This is a genomic window from Ralstonia chuxiongensis, assembly GCF_024158925.1.
Classification (GTDB): Bacteria; Pseudomonadota; Gammaproteobacteria; order Burkholderiales; family Burkholderiaceae; genus Ralstonia; species Ralstonia chuxiongensis.
This window is the reverse complement of record NZ_JAMYWC010000003.1, coordinates 117,868-136,154: the sequence shown is the minus strand read 5'-3', so window position 1 is coordinate 136,154 and position 18,287 is coordinate 117,868. Positions and strand designations below refer to the sequence as shown.

General features: G+C 61.6%; 17 protein-coding genes and 1 pseudogene. 10 read left to right on the top strand and 8 right to left on the bottom strand.

Annotation, left to right across the window (positions count from 1 at the left end; genetic code table 11):
- Positions 1-64 precede the first annotated feature (64 nt).
- The 3 genes from NKG59_RS09810 to NKG59_RS09800 are packed head-to-tail and all read right to left on the bottom strand — an operon-like array spanning position 65 to position 1,855.
- The gene (locus tag NKG59_RS09810; RefSeq protein WP_004629568.1) at positions 65-946 is read right to left on the bottom strand and encodes an undecaprenyl-diphosphate phosphatase; all 882 of its coding nucleotides are present in this window, start codon (positions 944-946) and stop codon (positions 65-67) included.
- A 51-nt stretch (positions 947-997) separates the two neighbouring features.
- On the bottom strand, positions 998-1,591 hold the full coding sequence (locus tag NKG59_RS09805; protein ID WP_045204616.1) for a DUF1439 domain-containing protein: 594 nt from the start codon (positions 1,589-1,591) through the stop codon (positions 998-1,000).
- 6 nt (positions 1,592-1,597) lie between these two features.
- On the bottom strand, positions 1,598-1,855 hold the full coding sequence (locus tag NKG59_RS09800) for a YkgJ family cysteine cluster protein (protein ID WP_082076075.1): 258 nt from the start codon (positions 1,853-1,855) through the stop codon (positions 1,598-1,600).
- 180 nt (positions 1,856-2,035) lie between these two features.
- Between NKG59_RS09800 and NKG59_RS09795 the strand changes: the two genes are divergently transcribed.
- From NKG59_RS09795 to NKG59_RS09780, 4 genes are all read left to right on the top strand, one after another.
- A complete protein-coding gene (locus NKG59_RS09795) occupies positions 2,036-2,779 on the top strand; it encodes a TetR/AcrR family transcriptional regulator (RefSeq protein WP_253536573.1) in 744 nt (247 codons plus the stop codon).
- Between the two features lie 95 nt (positions 2,780-2,874).
- Positions 2,875-3,525 carry a protein-L-isoaspartate O-methyltransferase family protein gene (locus NKG59_RS09790; protein ID WP_253536572.1) on the top strand — a complete coding sequence of 217 codons (651 nt, stop codon included), beginning with the start codon at positions 2,875-2,877 and terminating at the stop codon, positions 3,523-3,525.
- A 23-nt stretch (positions 3,526-3,548) separates the two neighbouring features.
- Positions 3,549-3,881 (top strand): rhodanese-like domain-containing protein, encoded by a 333-nt coding sequence (locus NKG59_RS09785; RefSeq protein WP_253536571.1) that lies wholly within the window; start codon positions 3,549-3,551, stop codon positions 3,879-3,881.
- Positions 3,882-4,018: 137 nt separating this feature from the next.
- Positions 4,019-5,455, top strand: coding sequence for a TolC family outer membrane protein (locus NKG59_RS09780; RefSeq protein WP_253536570.1), 1,437 nt, complete (start codon positions 4,019-4,021; stop codon positions 5,453-5,455).
- Here the strand turns inward: NKG59_RS09780 and NKG59_RS09775 are convergent, their stop codons facing one another.
- From NKG59_RS09775 to NKG59_RS09760, 4 genes are all read right to left on the bottom strand, one after another.
- Entirely contained in the window at positions 5,456-6,136 is a 681-nt protein-coding gene (locus tag NKG59_RS09775; protein ID WP_253536569.1) for an META domain-containing protein, read from the bottom strand.
- A gap of 101 nt (positions 6,137-6,237) precedes the next feature.
- A complete protein-coding gene (gene waaA / locus NKG59_RS09770; RefSeq protein WP_253536568.1) occupies positions 6,238-7,554 on the bottom strand; it encodes a lipid IV(A) 3-deoxy-D-manno-octulosonic acid transferase in 1,317 nt (438 codons plus the stop codon).
- A complete protein-coding gene (waaC, locus tag NKG59_RS09765; RefSeq protein ID WP_253536567.1) occupies positions 7,554-8,552 on the bottom strand; it encodes a lipopolysaccharide heptosyltransferase I in 999 nt (332 codons plus the stop codon). The genes waaA and waaC overlap by 1 nt, the downstream gene beginning before the upstream one ends.
- A gap of 43 nt (positions 8,553-8,595) precedes the next feature.
- Entirely contained in the window at positions 8,596-9,984 is a 1,389-nt protein-coding gene (locus NKG59_RS09760; protein WP_253536566.1) for a phosphomannomutase/phosphoglucomutase, read from the bottom strand.
- Positions 9,985-9,994: 10 nt separating this feature from the next.
- Between NKG59_RS09760 and NKG59_RS09755 the strand changes: the two genes are divergently transcribed.
- The 6 genes from NKG59_RS09755 (at position 9,995) to NKG59_RS09730 (ending at position 17,083) form a co-directional block, all read left to right on the top strand.
- On the top strand, positions 9,995-11,335 hold the full coding sequence (locus tag NKG59_RS09755; RefSeq protein ID WP_253536565.1) for a glycosyltransferase family 4 protein: 1,341 nt from the start codon (positions 9,995-9,997) through the stop codon (positions 11,333-11,335).
- On the top strand, positions 11,328-12,644 hold the full coding sequence (locus NKG59_RS09750; RefSeq protein ID WP_253536564.1) for a sugar transferase: 1,317 nt from the start codon (positions 11,328-11,330) through the stop codon (positions 12,642-12,644). Before NKG59_RS09755 ends, NKG59_RS09750 begins: the two co-directional genes overlap by 8 nt.
- Before the next feature lie 32 nt (positions 12,645-12,676).
- Positions 12,677-13,801: a glycosyltransferase gene (locus NKG59_RS09745; RefSeq protein ID WP_253536563.1), complete on the top strand. Its 1,125-nt coding sequence runs from the start codon at positions 12,677-12,679 to the stop codon at positions 13,799-13,801.
- Complete coding sequence (locus NKG59_RS09740) at positions 13,798-15,060, top strand: lipopolysaccharide biosynthesis protein (protein WP_253536562.1); 1,263 nt, start codon at positions 13,798-13,800, stop codon at positions 15,058-15,060. Before NKG59_RS09745 ends, NKG59_RS09740 begins: the two co-directional genes overlap by 4 nt.
- Positions 15,057-16,136: a glycosyltransferase family 4 protein gene (locus tag NKG59_RS09735; protein ID WP_253536561.1), complete on the top strand. Its 1,080-nt coding sequence runs from the start codon at positions 15,057-15,059 to the stop codon at positions 16,134-16,136. The genes NKG59_RS09740 and NKG59_RS09735 overlap by 4 nt, the downstream gene beginning before the upstream one ends.
- Before the next feature lie 86 nt (positions 16,137-16,222).
- A complete protein-coding gene (locus tag NKG59_RS09730; protein ID WP_253536560.1) occupies positions 16,223-17,083 on the top strand; it encodes a hypothetical protein in 861 nt (286 codons plus the stop codon).
- Between the two features lie 210 nt (positions 17,084-17,293).
- Here the strand turns inward: NKG59_RS09730 and rfaD are convergent.
- Positions 17,294-18,286 (bottom strand): annotated as a pseudogene (gene rfaD / locus NKG59_RS09725) (ADP-glyceromanno-heptose 6-epimerase).
- Position 18,287 lies beyond the last annotated feature (1 nt).

Below are 18,287 nucleotides of genomic sequence, written 5' to 3'. Positions count from 1 at the left end.
TCCGCCCGATCGTGCAGACGGTGCGAAAGCCTCGCACCGAGGAAGGGAAATGCTCGCCGGTGGCTTAGGCTTGCCAGGCGATGAGGTGCGTATAAGCCGTCACCAGAACGATGACCCCGAAGATGATCCGGTACCAAGCAAAGCCGCGGAAATCATGCGTGGCAATGAACTTCAGCAGCCAGCGCACACAGAAGAACGCCGAGATGAATGCGGCCACAAAACCGACCGCGAAGATGGACAGATCGTCGGCCGACAGCAGCGCGCGCGATTTGTACAGCTCGTACACCGTCGCGCCAAAAATCACAGGAATCGCCAGGAAGAACGAGAACTCCGTGGCCACCTTGCGCGACAGCCCGAACAGCAGACCGCCGATGATGGTCGAGCCCGAACGCGACGTGCCCGGAATCAGCGCGAAGCACTGCGCGAAGCCCACCTTGATGGCATCGGAGATGCGCAGGTCATCCAGCGTTTCAATGCGTGGCGCGCCAGCCTTGGCGGCTTCGAGCAGTGCATTGGCGCGCGGGTCGTGCGTCTCGCCGCGATGACGTTCGCGCCATTCGGCCCACAGAATCACGAAGCCCCCGAGGATGAACGCCGACGCCACCACGATCGGGTTGAACAGATGCGCCTTGATCGCCTTGCCGAAGATCAGCGCAAGCGTGATCGCAGGAATCGTCGCCACGATCACGTTGATCGCAAAACGCTGCTGGCGCGGGTCATTCGGCAGCCCCTTGATCACGTCGATGATCTTGTGACGGAACTCCCAGCACACCGCCAGGATGGCGCCGAACTGGATCACGATCTCAAAGATCTTGCCCTTCTCGTCATTGAAGTCGAGCAGTTGGCCAGCGAGGATCAGATGGCCGGTGCTGGAAATGGGGAGGAACTCGGTCAGGCCTTCGACGATGCCGAGAATCAGCGCTTTGATGGCGAGTGCGATATCCATGCAGTAAGCAAAGAGGGAAAAGAAAATGAAGCGCTGGGCGCGCAGCAGGACTCAGGGCCGCTTGGCCTGAACGTGCACGCCTTCGGGCAAAACCGTGATTGTACCGGGCTCTACGGCAATGCCAGCCACTTTCAGCTGTTCGGGCTTGAACGTGTAGACGGCGTAGTCGCTGAGCAGTTGGCCGGCAATCAACGAACCGATCGAACTGATCTGCGGGCCGATGCCGCCGGGCACGTTCTGCAAATCGAAGCGATCGACGCTGGGCTGATCCAGGCGAATCGAATGCGTGGGCGAGTCGTAATGCATGCCGCTGGAGACGGCCAGCGGCCCCGTCAGCGGCTGGCGGAACAGACCGCTCTGCACCACAGCGTCCGCCTGGATGGCGATGCGATTGCGCGCGGGGTCAAGCGACACCTGCGGGTTGGACAACGTCACGTCAAAGAAGCCGAGAAAGCGCCGCTGGAACGGAAACTTGCGCGCCAGGGCATCTTGCATCTGGCCGCGGGAAAAGGTGTAGCCGTCGCCGGTCCAGCCAGTCGGCATGCAAGCCACAAGCGTGACGGCAATGGCGGCTGCAACAGCGGCCGCACCCGCCCACCAGCGGACGCGGTTGGAGCGGGCAGCAGGTTTCGTGGAATCGGTCATGACAAATCAGTGCGCTGCGGTAGCGATTTCAAGTCGGGTCAAAAAGTGCATGGCGTGCGTGGCCGAGCCGCCGCACATGTCGGGCTCTGGCTGCAGGCTGCCGCACACCGCCGGACGTTCCGGCTGGCCGAAGATACGACAACCGTTGGCCTCATCCAGTTGCGCGCAGCGCACGCCGGCCGGCTTGCCGTTCGGCATGCCAGGAATGGGGCTGGAGATGGAAGGCGCGATGCAGCACGCGCCGCAGTGAGGTCGACAGTCCATGCTGTCCGAGTCAACGAAATCGGGGCGGAAACCGCTATTGTGCACCAGCACAATCGAGGCCCAGTCTGATTGACAATGCCGATGCCGCTTGACCCACCCTTGCGGCATGCGTACATTAATGACCGGAAAGTAAGTTATCTATGAGTCAGTGACCGTGCGCACTGACCACGCCCTACCGCCGTGACTGATCAAGATTCCGAGTCTTCCTCCAAACGCTGGACCCGCCGCAAAGAGGCCCGCCCCCAAGAACTGGTCGCCGCCGCGCTGAACCTGTTCGTGGCGCGCGGCTATGCGGCCACCCGGCTGGAAGACGTGGCGTCGGCCGCCGGAGTATCCAAGGGCACGGTCTACCTGTATTTCGCCAACAAGGAAGAGCTGTTCAAGGCAGTCGTGCAGGAAAACCTGGTGCCCGCTCTCGCTGAAGGCGAAGCCCTGATCGACAGCTTTGACGGCACCAGCGAAGCGCTGCTGCACGAGATTCTGATGGGCTGGTGGGAACTGATCGGCGAATCGCCGGCGTCGGGCCTAACCAAGCTGCTGATGGCTGAATCGGGCAACTTTCCCGACTTGGCGCAGTACTACCACGAAGAAGTCATCGAACGCTGCGACCGCCTGTTCGCGCACATCCTCGAACGCGGCATGGCCCGCGGTGAATTCCGCGACGTCAACATCGACCTCACCACGCTGACCATGGTCGCGCCGATGATCTTCCTCATGATGTGGAAGCACTCATTCGGCCCGTGCTCGCACCGGGAGCTGGAACCCAAGGCGTTCATCGCCCATGTGGTGTCGCTGCTGCTGCACGGTGTGCTGCGCAATCCAGTGACAGGCGCAGTGATTCCGCCGCCGCCCGCCCTCACCGCGCAACCGTGGCGCACATTGCCGGAGGGTCCTGGCACCCCCGATGAAGGCGCCGCGTCATGACAATGTCTGCCGGATTGTCCTCCGGACTTGCTAAAATGCCGGGTTTGTCGTCAAACCCTCATTTGCATCACTCGCTCCGCGTGGAAGGCATGCCCATGGACATCGAAAAATCCCGGTTCAACATGATCGAGCAGCAAATCCGTCCTTGGGACGTGCTCGATACCGACGTTCTCGACCTGCTCAGCGTCGTCAAGCGCGAACACTACGTGCCGGAGGCCTACCGCGCGTTGGCCTTCGTCGACATGGAAATCCCGCTGGCCGGCGGCCAGAACATGCTGGCTCCGCGCGTGGAAGCCCGCGTCCTGCAAGAACTGGCTGTGCGCAAGCATGAAGACGTGCTGGAAGTGGGTGCAGGCTCCGGCTACATGGCCGCCCTGCTCGCCCATCGCGGCCGCCAGGTCACCACGCTCGACATCGTGCCGGAGCTCGTCTCCTTTGCCCGCGACAATCTCTCGCGCAATAGCGTAACCAACGTCGACGTAATCGAAGCCAGCGGCGCACAAGGCTGGGGCGATGGCCTCTATGACGTCATCTGCGTATCGGGCTCGGTGCCTGCCGTGCCGGAAGCGCTGCTCAAGCAGCTCAAGGTGGGTGGTCGCCTGTCGATCTTCGTGGGCGGCGCGCCGGTCATGGAAGCACAGCTGATCACGCGCATCTCCAACACCGAATATCAGACGCGCAACCTGTTCGAGACCTACGTGACGCCGCTGGTGGGCGTTCCCGCACCGTCGCTCTTCCGCTTCTGATCCACCTCGGCTCCCCAATCATCATGCAACAGCTCGCTCCCACCGCCCTCGCTCAATGGCTCGCCGACGCATCGCGCGCGAAGCCCGTCCTGCTCGACGTGCGCTGGATGGAGGAGTTGGAAATCTGTGCCATTCCCGGCATTACGCACATTCCGATGGACCAGATCCCGGCGCGTGCCAGCGAGCTGAATGCTGACCAAGACATCGTCTGCATCTGCCACCACGGCGGACGCAGCGCGCAGGTTGCGCAGTATCTGATCACGCAGGGTGGCTTTGATGCCGCGCGTGTCTACAACCTGCAAGGCGGCGTCCATGCCTGGGCTAACCAGGTGGATCCGCAGATGGCGACGTACTGATTGGGGAAGCCGCCGCCGGGCAAAAACCTGTTCACCATCGACGGACCCTGAACAGGCCCTGACGCGCCCGCGCTGCCTTCCGAACGTTTTCCTCGCTCGGGGGCTTTATGACTGTTGCTCGCAGTAGCCGTACGCGGATGGCCGCGCGCGGTTCGCTTGTTGTGCTGTGCTGTTCGATGATGCCGATGTTCGCGTGGGCGCAGTCCCAACCGAACACGCCGGCTGCGACCGACCTCCTCTCCGCTTACCGCGCCGCGCTGGCCAACGATCCGCAATTCGCATCGGCCCGTGCGCAGTCGCTCGCGCAACGCGAGAAGCTCACGCAAGGTCGTGCCGGTTTGCTACCGCAGATTGGCGGCGCCTGGAGTTCCACGCGCGTTATCTTCGATCAAACCGCTCCGGCCGAATTCAACAAGACGTTCTCGTCGACAGGCTGGACGCTGTCGCTATCGCAGCCGCTTTTCCGCTGGGACCGCTGGGAAACCTACAAGCAAGGCGAAATTGCCGCGCAGGCCGCCGAGGCCTCGCTGGCGCAAGCGCAGCTCGATCTCATCACGCGTACGGCGCAGGCCTACTTTGACGTGCTCAACGCCCAGGACACGTTGCAGCTCGCCACCGCGCAGCGCGATGCGATCCAGCAGCAGTACGAACAAGCGCGACGCAACTTCGATGTCGGCAACGCCAACATCACCGACGCAAACGACGCACAGGCCCGCCGCGATGCCATCGACGCCAGCGTCATCGCCGCACGCAGCGACTTTGAGATCAAACAATCGGCACTCAAGCAGATCATCGGGGAGCCCGTTGGCACGCTGGCCGGCGTGCGTCCGGGCGTCACGATCCCTCAGCCTGAACCGGCTTCAGCAGAGCCTTGGGTGAACCAAGCGCGCAGCAGCAACCTGCAAGTCGCACTGGCGCAGTACAACCTGCAAAGCGCAGAGCGCGATGTGAAGAAGGCGACCGCAGGCCATCTGCCCTCGGTCGATCTGGTGGCGCAGACCGGCCACACCAATGCCAGCGGCAACCAATACCTGCCCTCGCTGCCGGGCGGTGCGCGCTTTGACAGTTCACAGATTGGCGTGCAGGTGTCGATTCCGATCTTTGCGGGCGGTGCGATCCAGTCACGCGTACGTGAAAACATTGCGTTGGAAACCAAGGCCGCAAACGACCTCGAATTTGCCCGCCGCTCTGCCGAGCAGGGCGCGCGGCAAGCGTACATCGGCGTAATCGCAGGGCTGGCGCAGGTCAAAGCGTTGGAAGCGGCCGAGTTGTCGGCGCGCACAGCGTACGACTCCAACCAGCTCGCCTACGGGGTGGGCGTGCGCATCGGCACCGACGTGCTGAATTCGCAGGCGCAGCTCTTTCAGGCGCGGCGCGATCTGGCACGCGCGCGTTACGACACCATCGTCAACGGGCTACGGCTGAAATCTGCCGCCGGCTCGTTGAGTGAGGCAGACGTGATCCAGGTGAACACGCTGCTCACGGCCAACGGTTCGAGCGATATCACCGCATTGCCACCGGCAAGCGCCAAACCCGAGCTGGCGAAACGTGCCGGCAAATCGGCCAAACGCTGATTAGTGTGTCTGGCCGCGCGGCGGCAGCGGCCGCTCGGCAAACTGCAGCAACGCGCCGCCCGTGGTCTTCCAGATGACTTGGCGGCCCTGCTTGCCGTTGGCCGAGGGCTGCATACCGACGGTCGCCAGGGGCGATTTGAGCGCCTCCAGGAACGCGGTCTCCAGTTCCATACGCGCCGGGTCGCACGCCATGCGCGTCGACACCAGGTTGCCGAAGCGCATGCCCGAAGCGAGCTTCTCGTACGGCCCCGAGAACCGATTGCAGCCCGAGTAGCCGGACACCACACCGTTGGCCGCCTCCAGGCCACCACTGAATTCGATTGAGATCGGTTGCGCCGCCGGGTCGGCGTCGTCGCCCTCGGCGGAAGGCAATTCCTTGGGCGCGGCGCCCGACTCTTGCCAACGCACGAGCACGAAACGCGAGCGGCCTTCGCCCTGCGCTTGCGCGAGCGTCGCCTGGCCCGGATTGGGCGCTGCGCTAGCGGGTGTTTGTTTGGTTTGAGCGGCCGGCGCTGACGCGGCTACGGGGGCCGCCGCAGCGGGCGCGGATGAAGGCGTTGGCGTCATGCATCCGGCACCGATGATGGTGGCGGCGGTTACTGCGGCCAACGCCATGGCGGTCAGCACCACGCGGCGCGGCGTTTGCAGCAGGCTCGGCTTGGGACGATTCGGTTGAGACATGAGCGGGTCGTAAACGATGATGGAATGCAAACCACATGAAGAGCCGTTAGTCTGCGCGGCTCGCCATGAGTTCGCACTTTTCGTGCCGAACGTGTCCTACGTTACAGCGTCGGCAAGACCAGGGACGCCACCGCTTCCACCGTGCGCGCCGTCGCGCCGCCGTGTGTGGCGGCAAAGGCCAGCGCGGCGCGCGATGCGGCTTCGCGCGCATCGGCATCGGACAGCCAAGCGTCGATCACACGTATCACCGCAGCAGCGTCCTGCACCTGCTTACAGGCACCCGCGGCCACTGCATCGCGTGTCGCCTGGGCAAAGTTGAATGTGTGCGGACCGATGACCACGGGCGTGCCGACTGCGCAGGCCTCGATCAAATTCTGCCCGCCAAGCGGAAGCAAGCTGCCCCCGATAAACGCCACTTCCCCGGCCGCGTAATACAACGCCATCTCGCCCATTGAGTCCCCGAGCAGGACGTCTGCATCTGCAAGTGCATCGGCGTCCGCAACGCCAGCCGCAGACACCGACAGTGCGCTGCGACGCACGACGCGCAAACCTGCACGTTCGGCCGCCTGGGCGACTTCATCAAAACGCTGGGGATGACGCGGCACGAGAATCAGCAAGGCATGCCGGCGCCCCACATGCTGCGCGCGGTGCGCTTGCCAAGCGTCTACCAGCAACGCCTCTTCGCCCTCACGCGTGCTGGCCGCCACCCATGCCGATCGACCACGTAGCGCATCCTGCAGCACGCGGCCAGCCATGATCTGGTCCACATGCGGTGTGATGTCGAACTTCAGGTTGCCGGTTACGCGCACGCGCGGCACGCCGAGGGAGCGGTAGCGATCAGCATCGTCAGGCGTCTGCGCCAGCACTGCAGCGAGTTGCGCGTACGTCTGGCGCGCTGCATCGCCAAGGCGCGCGGTACGCCGATGGCTGCGGGCAGACAGGCGTCCGTTGACGAGCACCATCGGCACGCCAGCCGCATAGGCGCGCTCAATCAGCACCGGCCAGATCTCGGTCTCCATCAGCAAGCCAAGGCGCGGCTGGAAATGGCGCAGGAACCGGTCGACCGCACTCGGCAAGTCGTACGGCAGGTAGGCCTGGATGACGCGGCCGTTGCGTTGCGCCGCAAATTCGGCGCCGGTGCGGCGGCCCGTGGGCGTCATGTGGGTCAGCAGGACGGCGTGATGGGGAAAGCGCGCGAGCAGCGCGTCGATGAGCGGCTGCGCGGCACGCGTCTCACCAACGGATACGGCATGCACCCACAGCAACGGACGATCCGGATTCGGGCGTGGCGGATAGAAGCCAAGCCGCTCGCCCACGTGCTGGCGATAACCGGGCTCCTTGCGGCCCCGCCACCACAGGCGCAGCAGCGCGAACGGCAGCGCGATGCGCCACAACCAGCGATACAGAATACGCAGCATCAGAGCACACCCAGCGCACGCAGCGCATCAAGCGCTTGCGCGCTGGTGGGATGGGCCTCGGCGCTGCCGAGGTCGTGCACATTGGGCGTCCAATAACCGCCCGTGCGCCACGACGTGGTGAAGTTGTAGAGCGCCACCGTCGGCTTGCACAGCGCTGCAGCAATGTGTACAAGACCGGTGTCTACACCTACCACCGCAGTCGCCTGATCAAGAAACGCCGTCACATCCGGCAGCGACATGCGCGGCGGAATCACCACGCGCCCCACCATTCCCGGCGCTGCAGCGACGATGGCTTCGCGGATGGATTCACTCGTGCGCCGCTCGGACTCGCTTCCCCACGGCAGGGCGATGGCGTAGTCACGCGCCAGCAACTCACGTGCGACATCAACCCACGCCGTCTGCGGCCACCCCTTGTCGGCACGCGAAGTCGCATGCACCAGCGCCACGTACGGACGCGGAAGTTTGAACGGCAAGTCGGCCGGCGGCTGCAAACCGAAATCGATGGTATCGGGCAGCTCGTAACCGAGTGCCTCCGCCACCATGCGGCGCGAGCGCTCAACCACGTGCACGCGCGGCTCCATCTCAACCTTGCGTTGATAGAAGAGCTTGGCGAGCGGTTCGTAACCGGCACCGTCCGTGCGATTGCCAAGTCCGGCAACAAACCCGTTCGGCGCCAATTTGGCCTGCGCGGCAATCAGCGCGGTCTTGATGAGCCCCTGCGTGTCAAGCACCGCGTCATACGACTTGGCACGCAACGCGCGACGGAACGCCGCCATCTCGGTCCACGTTTTCCCGGAACCAAGCGACTTGCGCCAACGCCGCAGCGCAAACGGAATCACACCCTGCACGCCGCGCACGATGCGGACAATACCCGCGAAGCCTTCTTCAACCACCCAGTCGATCTCGGCATCCGGATAGGCCCGCAGAATATCGGCCACGACCGGCGTGCAATGCACCACATCGCCAAGCGACGATACCTTGACGATCAGCACACGCATGCCGTCACCCTTTCCCCCAACTTCATGAGCGCGGACCGTGCGATCAGAACGGCAGTTGCGCGTCCGGCTTCTCGGCCAGGATCACGCGGCGGAATTCGCCCTGGATGCGCGCCATCGCGGCATCGTTGTCGGCCTCGAAACGCATCACCACCACCGGCGTGGTGTTGGACGGGCGCGCCAGACCAAAGCCATCTTCGTATTCCACGCGCACGCCATCGATGCGATTGACTTCCTTAGCGCCTGCAAACGTGGCGTTGGCCTTGATCTTGTCGAGCAGCTCGAAGGACTCACCCTCTGCACACTTCAGTTGCAGCTCAGGCGTGCAGTGCGAATTCGGCAGCGCGTTGAGCGTGGCGCTTGGATCCGCCAAGCGCGAGACGATCTCCAGCAGGCGCGCGCCCGTGTAAAGCCCATCGTCAAAGCCGTACCAGCGGTCCTTGAAGAAGATGTGACCGCTCATCTCGCCGGCCAGCGGTGCGCCCGTTTCCTTCAGCTTGGCCTTGACCAGCGAATGGCCGGTCTTCCACATCGTCGCCTTGCCGCCGTGCTCACGAATAAACGGCGCCAGCTTGCCCGTGCACTTCACATCGAAGATGATCTCGCCGCCCGGGTTGCGCGACAGGACTTCCTGCGCGAAAAGCATCAACTGGCGGTCAGGGAAGATGACTTGGCCGTCCTTGGTCACCACGCCCAAGCGGTCGCCATCGCCGTCGAAGGCGAGGCCAAGTTCGCAGTCGGTCGTTTGCAGCGTGCGCACGAGGTCCTGCAGGTTCTCGACGTGGGCCGGGTCCGGATGGTGGTTCGGGAAATGGCCATCCACCTCGCAGAACAGCTCCGTCACCTCGCAACCCATCGCGCGGAACAGCTCTGGCGCAAAAGCACCTGCCACGCCGTTACCACAGTCCACCGCAATCTTCATCGGGCGGCTCAGCTTGACGTCCGAGACGATTCGGTCGATGTACTGTTGGCGGATATCCACTTGAACGTAGTCGCCTGCGCCCTCAGTGAAATCACTCTGCTCGATGCGCGTGCGCAGCGCTTGGATTTGGTCGCCATAGATGGCCTGGCCTGCGAGCACCATCTTGAAGCCGTTGTAGTCCGGCGGATTGTGGCTGCCCGTGACCATCACGCCCGACGTGGCGCGACGCCCGGCCAGTTCGATGTTCGTGCCGAAGTAGACCATCGGCGTGGCCACGAGGCCGAGATCGATCACATCGACGCCGCTTGCGCGCAGGCCGTCTGCCAGCGCTGCCAGCAGCTCAGGGCCGGACAGGCGACCGTCGCGGCCGATAACGACGGCGGATTCGCCCTTGGCGCGCGCTGCGGAGCCGAAGGCACGGCCGATCAGGCGTGCGATGTCAGCATCGACGGTTTTTCCGACGATGCCGCGGATGTCGTAGGCTTTAAAGATGGTGGGGTTGATGCTGTGCATGGCGTGATCCATGAGGAAATCGAATTGGCGTCATTGTAAACGGTCGGTACGCCACACCGAGGTGGTCTGCACAATGGCCGAGGTCAGTCAGCTCTATACGCGCGCAGAGTCATATAATTACGAGTTACCCCTGCTGACTAAGTCAGAAACCCCTAGGTCTTCCTATGCAGGTCTGGAAAGCCCCATTTGCCCTGTGCCCCCTCCTTTGTCGCCTCCTCCTCGCATAGCCTATCTGATCACTAATGCAGAAATCGGAGGGGCACAAACACATGTTGCCGACCTGCTGAATGGATTGCGTGATCGCATCGATGCAGTAGTGCTCGCCGGAGGCGAGGGTCCGCTATTCACGAGCGCGCAAGCAAGCGGTGCAAAAACCGTACAACTATCGCTCTTGGATAACACGCTATCGCCATGGCGAGCGCTGGCAGCATTCAAGCAACTTATTGGCGCTCTGCGCGCCACCCGCCCCGACCTGATTCACGCGCATAGCGCCAAGGCTAGTGCACTAGGTCGAGTGGCGGGCTGGTTACTTGGCATTCCAGTCGTCTACACAGTTCACGGGTTTGCCTTCAAGGCGGCAGCACCAGCGCGCCAGCGGATCGTTGCACGCCTGATTGAGTGGTTGCTGGCGCCGTTGACTGCACGCATGATTTGTGTCGCACAGGCCGAGCTCGCAATGGCGGAGACTCTGCCCATTTCGCCCGCCCGTGTTCAGGTGATTCATAACGGCATTGCAGACAGCACCCACCTTGCCACGCCCGGCGCGCCCGTACGCAGAGTCGTCATGGTGGCACGCTTGCGAGCGCCCAAACGTGCCGATACGCTCATCCGAGCCTTTGCACGGGCTGCACTACCAGATTGCGAGCTGATTCTTGCAGGAGAGGGACCTCAATTAGCCTCGCTGCAAGCGCTTGCTGACACGCTGGCGCCAGGACGAGTCCGGCTCTATGGGGGAGTGACCGATATCCCCGCTCTGCTTGCGTCCGCGCAGATTTTTGCGCTGGCGTCAGACCATGAGGGTTTCCCGATATCCGTGCTGGAAGCCATGCGCGCACGCCTACCCGTTATCGCCAGTGACCTCCCTGGCATTCGCGAGCAACTCGCCGATGGCGGCTGCGGATGCCTCATACCAGGCAGCGACGAGCAACTATGGGCCTCAGTGTTGGCTGGGCTAGCAGGCAACCGCGAACAGCGGGAAACCCTGGGGAACTGCGCCCGGGAGCGCTGGGAACGCCACTTTGGTGTTGCACCGATGGCCAACGCCACATGGCAGGTTTATCAGCGGGTCTTGGCGGACAAGAAGCAAGCACATCCTCGGCAACATCCCTCAAAGCAAGCGCGCAATGAATAAGAGCACCGGCGCCGGACATCCTACCCGGCCATTCCGCGCGCAAGGCTCCGAAACCATTCGTCGAGCCAGCCGGATGCTGGCTTGGGCTTTGTTTGGGCTCGTGTTCTTTGGGCTCAATATCGTGCTGGCGGAACTTGCACGGCGGGCAGGCTGGGTTACGCACGTTTTCACCGCTACCCTGATATGGGCCATCTTGGCGTATCTGACAGCCTTCTTGTTGCTGCATCGTTCGCTCCACCTCCCCGCCCTGGAGGGCAACAGTCTCGTCGGGCTCGCAACTACGCTGCCTTTCGTCGCATTACTCTTCGCGTTTGCAGCCTTTCATCTCGAATATTCGCGCGGTGCGTTGCTGCTTGCATACTTCACAACGCTGATATGGATCTGGTTCGGCTACCAACGCTACGTGCGAAACTACGTCCCGGTGTTTGGTTACACCGATGCCACAGCATTGAGGCAATTAGAACAAATGCTCGCCATGCCCGGCGCAGCGCCGGCCGGCCCAACGCGCCTGCGCGCCATTAGCTCGTTGGCCGAGGCCGTGCATTGCGACGGCCTGATGCTCGACCGCAACGCCACCGCCGACCCGGAGCGTACGCGCGCCCTAGCCCAGTTCAAGCTCAGTCACGTACGCATGTACTCGGTGGAACGCGTGGGGGAAATGCTGACCGGTCGCGTTGCACTGGCCCATATTGACGAGAACTTCTTCGACGATCACGCCGCCCACTACTTCTATCGGTTCTCGAAACGCCTGATCGACATTGCGGCGGTGCTGTCTCTGGCCCCCATGGCTCTACCGTTGGGCCTCGTCGTTGCCTTGACTATTCGGATTGAAACGCCGGGACCCGCATTGTTCCGCCAGGAGCGCATCGGCCTATACGGCAAGCCGTTCACCATGCTGAAGTTCCGTAGTATGGGGTTCGACGCCAGTGCGCCCGCCCAGTTCGCCGCGCGGCAAGATCCGCGTGTAACCCGTGTGGGCCGTGTTATCCGCAAATATCGACTCGACGAGATTCCACAGTTGTGGAACGTGTTGATGGGCCATATGAGCCTGATTGGCCCACGCCCGGAGCAAGCGCCGATGGTGGAGGAATTTGAGCGAACCATCCCCTACTATCCGTACCGTCATCTGTTGCGGCCCGGTCTGTCGGGTTGGGCTCAGGTCCAGCAAGGCTATGTTGGTACGCACGAGGAAACCGTCACAAAGCTCAGCTATGACCTCTACTACGTCAAGCACTGTTCCCTCGCCCTCGACCTGTTGATCGCGGTCAAAACGTTACGGACACTGCTGACGGGATACGGGGCTCGGTGAGCATGCCGAGTCGTCTTGCATCCCCCTCACCCATGCGCATTCTGCTGCTGACGACGGGTCTCAAGCTGGGTGGCGCCGAACAGCAAGTCGCGGCCCTGGCTCGGCAGTTTACGGCGCTTGGACACGCAGTCGCAGTCGCAAGCCTTGCACCAGGACAGGATGTGGCGCTCCACGACTCGATCACAGTCTTGCCGCTGGAGATGCGCAAGTCGCCACAATCGATGGCACGGGCCCTGTGGCGGCTACGAGCTTTCATCCGCCAGTGGCAACCGGACATCATTCACGCCCACATGATTCACGCCAACCTGTTTGGCCGCATGCTTGGCGCAATCAGCAGCGCAGCGCCGCCGGTCATCTGCACCGCACACAGTGCGCGCGAAGGCGGTCGTCTGCGCATGCTGGCCTATCGACTGACCGACCGCTGGAGCCAGCTCACGACGCACGTCAGCCCTCAGGGCCGGCAAGCCATGATCGCGGCGGGGGCGGCCCCGGCATCAAGGATAAGGGTCATGCCCAATGGCATCGACACCGCGCAGTTTCGCCCGAATGCTGACCAGAGGCTACGCACTAGGGCGGCGCTCGGAGTGCAAGAGCGAACACGCCTCCTGATCAACGTCGGGCGCCTAGTCAAGGAAAAAGCACAAGACACCCTGATTGATGCATTTGCCCAGTTGACACCCGATCTGGACGCACGCCTGCTTATCGTCGGAGAGGGCCCACTTCGAGGCGTGCTCGAACAGCGCATCCGAAACCATCAACTGACGAAGCAAATTCATCTGATTGGGGCTCGTCAAGATATCCCCGCTCTGCTGAACGCAGCCGACCTATTCGTGTTGTCTTCTGACATTGAGGGCATGCCGCTCGCACTTGGCGAGGCGCTCGCTTGCGAATTGCCAGTGGTCGCCACCGATGCCGCCGGGGTGGCTGAGCTAATGGGCGAGTGCGGCGAAATCGTGCAACGAGGCGATTCCGCAGCGCTTGCAGCTGCCATGCGCCGTGCACTTGACGCCGGCCATGGCAACGCAGACGTGCAAGCTGCACGACGCGCGCGCATTGTCTCCAACTTCAGTCTGGAGGCCATCGCCCTCCAATGGCTGGACTGTTACGCCCGCCTCATCACGGCGGAACACGCGGGCTCCACGGAGGCCGCGAGATGAGGCAGTTCAATGTCGCCAGCAATCTGGCGTGGATGCTTGCTGAACGCGGTCTGCAGATCGGTGCCGGTATAGGCATCGTCGCCATGCTGGCGCGCGGCCTCGGGCCAGAAGGGTTCGCGCATTTCCAGTATGCGCAAGCGGTTGTCTATGTGGCGGCGTCTGTTGCGTTGCTCTGCGGCGCCGAGGTTGTCATCCCCCGGTTGGTGGCGAACCCAGAGCCCCTCGCGCAACATCGACTGCTGATCCATGCATTCGGGCTGCGGTTCGCGGCTGGCGTGTTTGGTTATATGCTGATGTGCGTGTTCCTGGTTGTTACCCAACAGTCGATCGACTTTTGGCTTCCTGCGCTCATCCTAGGCATTGCGATCCTGCTGCGCGAACCGTTTGGCATTGTCACGGCCTGGATGCAGGCACACACCACGACCCGGCCGAACACGCTGTTCAATGTCGCGTCTCTGACGGTCAAAGTAGGCGGGATTTCTATCCTGTTTGCGCTTGGCATACGTAACGTGCCTGCGTACGCGGTGGTGTTTTCGGTGGAGGCGGTCACGCTGGCTGCACTGCTTGCTGCCTTCTATCTGGCCCGCGCGCCACGCGAGCGTACCGCGCACGACCCACAACTCACTCGCGATCTGCTTTCCAGCGGTGCGCTCTTCTGGGTCAGCTTCATGTGCATGATGGCCTCGCGCCGCGTCGACCAGTTGCTGCTCAAGCCGTTCGTACCATTGACCGACCTTGGCGCCTATGCTGCTTCGATGCAGATTCTCGACAACTTCGTGATGCTGGCCACCATTCTTTCTGCCGGGCTGGCGCCGGTCTATGTCTACGCCCAACCTACTTTGAAGCAGGCCCGCCAAAATGTACTTCGGATTGCCGGCGGCATGGCTGGCATCGGTGTCATCGGCGGTGTGCTTATCGCACTCAGCGCGCATTGGGTTGTCCAACTTCTCTACGGTGCTGCATTCGCGCGCGCCGTCAACTTGCTGCAACTTGCCGCTCTTGCATCTGCGCTGCTGTTTGCTGATGTTGCCCTCACGCTTCTGCCAATTCATCTGCGACAGCCACGTCTGGTCGCTATCAAATGGGGGCTGGCGCTCATTGCCACCTTGATCGTGGATGCCGTGGCCATTCCGCGCTTCGGGACCTATGGGGCCATCCTGGGCTACGCGACCGCCAACCTGCTTTCCGTTTTGTTTGGGTTGGCCGTCTGGAAGCGCTATCGCAATGATGAACCAGCAGCTTACAGAGTCAACGCATGACGCAAGTAAAGCCCACGCTGTGCTTCCTCACCGGTACGCTCAATGCATTGGCAGGCGCCGAGCGTATGACGGCCACGATCGCCAACGCACTGGCGGAGCAAGGCTATGCGGTCACCATTCTCAGTCTTTGGGACCCGTCCAGTTGCTTTGCGCTGCACCCTGCCATCCGGCACGAAGCACTCTTTACGGAACGCCCGTCATTCAAGCGCGGTTACATGGCAACCGTCGCGGGCATCCGGCGGCATCTCAAAGCGCATCGGATCGACGTTCTGGTGCAAGTCGACACGATGCTTTCGCTCTTTGCGCTACCAGCAGCACTGGGGCTGGGCGTGCGGCACATTGCCTGGGAACATTGCCACTTTGACGAAGATCTGGGCCGGCGTGCGCGCAAGTGGGCTCGCCGCCTTGCCGCGCGTTACTGCACAGATATCGTTGTGCTCACTGAGCGCGACCGCAAGCGATGGCTGGAAGCCCTGACGCCAGGCGGTTCGGTTGTCTGCATTCCCAATCCGCTGCCCTTCGCCTTGCCTGCGCAGCCAGCGCTCAGAACAAGCAAGACTGTATTGGCAGTCGGCCGATTGGTGCACGCCAAAGGATTCGATGTCTTGTTGAACGCCTGGGCGCTCGTCGTGCAATGTATACCGGACTGGAAGCTGATGATCGTAGGCGAAGGTCCGGAACGCAGTGCTCTGGAAGCGCTGCGTGACCAACTCGGTCTACGCACCAACGTTGCGCTGCCCGGCGCCTTCTCCGATATCACAAGAGCCTACGAACAAGCTTCGATCTTTTGCCTCTCTTCACGCTACGAAGGTTTTGGATTGGTGTTGATCGAAGCCATGGCGTTTGGTCTGCCGATTGTCTCAACGGCTTGTGAGACGGGGCCGCTTGAATTGCTAGAAGACAAGCGCAATGCCATTATGGTCGCCGTTGACGATCATTTGGCGCTTGCCAACGCCCTGCTCGACCTGATTTCAAACAGTGTCGAGACAGACAAGTTAGCGCGGGCAGCCGGCGAAAAGGCCAAACTGTTCTCAATGGAACAGATTGCCGGAGACTGGAATGCAATGCTGTGCTGACATAAATCGAGAGTTCTTGACAGCCCCCCCCCCGGGTAGGGATTGAGAAACGCTACAATTTGTTGGTTTCCACGCTAACACGACATATGTCCATCACACGCACAGATGTGCAGACCCCCACCCTGGACCCGACACACCTTCTGACGAAGTCATTCAAAGTCATACTTTTGGTGGGTTTCATTGGCGCATTGCTAGGACTGCTTGCCTCCCAGGTTACCCATCCTCACTGGGTCGCCAAAATGGCGATTCAGCTTGGCCAGGTGTCCACCCCAGATGCCAAGGGTTCGCTGGTATCGCAGCCACTTGAAAACCAACTGACGGCAATCGAGCGTTACAATCTGCCAAGCTTCCGGCTCCAAGTACTCCACGACCTTGGCCTGCCGAACCCAGACACTGGCAACAGGGATTCCGATTTGTTCTTCAAATCATTGAAGGCAATGGCCGGTAGAAGCCCAAATTTGATCAATGTCGAGGTTTCTGGCTATTCCCGAGAAGCTGCGACGGCTACGCTGGAAGCAGCCCTGAAGACTTTTTCGGTGCAGCATCAACTGCTGTTTGACCAAGCTATGAGCGACATGCGAAGGAATGAAGCAGTCGCCCAAGACAAGCTCGCCACTGTGCAACGCGACTACGCCCGCATCGGCGAGACGCTGAAGTCGTCGGCAACCTCGGGAGCCGTAGCAAGCGCGACCGCGCGCGACGTTCTGGCATCCAATACGGCCTCGCTGATCAATGCGCAAGTCCTCGAATTGCAGCAGCAGGTTGCCTCCAATCATGAGGCGTTGGGACCGCTGCGTAGCTATCCAACGAAAGCGATGGGTCCGACCTATGTTCCCATGCACGCAAGCACGCCAGGCGCTGCGGCATTTATTGCTGCAGGATTCGTGTTGGGCTTGATGTTGGGGGCAGGCCTTGTACTATTCAAGGCCTCAATCCGCGCTCAATGAAATCAAGACTGCTGGTTAGGCAAGTCAGCAGCACCCCTTCGAAATGCAGTCAGAGGCTTTGGCGACCCAGTAGCACACTGGAACTGTTGGCCAAGTAAAACCCAGCTATTGGGGCAAGGCCATCAATTCCAGTGCAAGGCAATATCAGGAAAGAGGAGCACTCTTCATTTACGGCGCACGGCCATCGATCCACTTGATGACGTCACACGCTCACGTTTGCGCCAGCAGCCAGCGCGCATACCGCCCCCGCTCACCGAAAAAAAAGCGCTTATAGTGCCCGGTATTACGCAAAAAATCAATGTTTATTCGCGTAAAAGATTGACACCTACCCCTTAGCGCCTCAGGGAATGGAGCGTATTCGACCAAGCCCTCACTAACCATCTCCTCAAGGCACAGAGGCACGTCACCCGCCTCTTCTCGCAAGGGTATTGACACCGCCGCGGCCATGTCATTGAACGACTGCGCATGCCGGTACCCAGGTTAAAGATGCCGCTGCACTCCGGATTATCGAAGTAGTGCGAGTTGACCCGCACCAAATCCTCAACCGACACAAAGTCACTACTTTGCGCACCCCTGGCGTACCCCGTTGCACTCGCCAGATAGTTTGACGCGACCATGAGTGCGAATTCGTTGAAGTTGTGGAACGCCACCGATGCCATATGCCCCCCCCCGCGCCCCTCACGAGGCCCATATACGTTGAAAAATAGCGAAAGCCTGCCACTTGGTTCCGCAGCTTGTCGCCGACTTCATGCATCGCGCGGCGCACCACTTGATCGAACAGGAGTTTTGAGTAGCCATATGCGTTAAGCGGCCTCTCATACTTCCGTGCCTCGACGAACGTCCCGGAAGCACCATATGTAGCGGCTTACGAAGCGTATAGAAAAGCCACCTCCTGCGCTTAACAGGCTTCGAGCAATGCTCGCGTGTACCGAACCATCACGTAGCGACCATCCGTCTCCATCGTGTCCGAGCAAGCCCTCTCGTGAAAATAGCCCGCTCTCGGCTAAACCCACGGTGCCGCAGACGCCCAATGAAATCCGTCTTGTCGAGATAGTCACTGGTCTCGCAATTTACCGCATTGCGAACCTTGTCCGCACGAAGCAAGTTGTCAACAGCCACTATGTTTGCCTCACCGCGCTCGCTCAATGCCTTGACGATATTGGCACCGACGAAGCCCTCCGCATCGTTAACGATGATGACCATG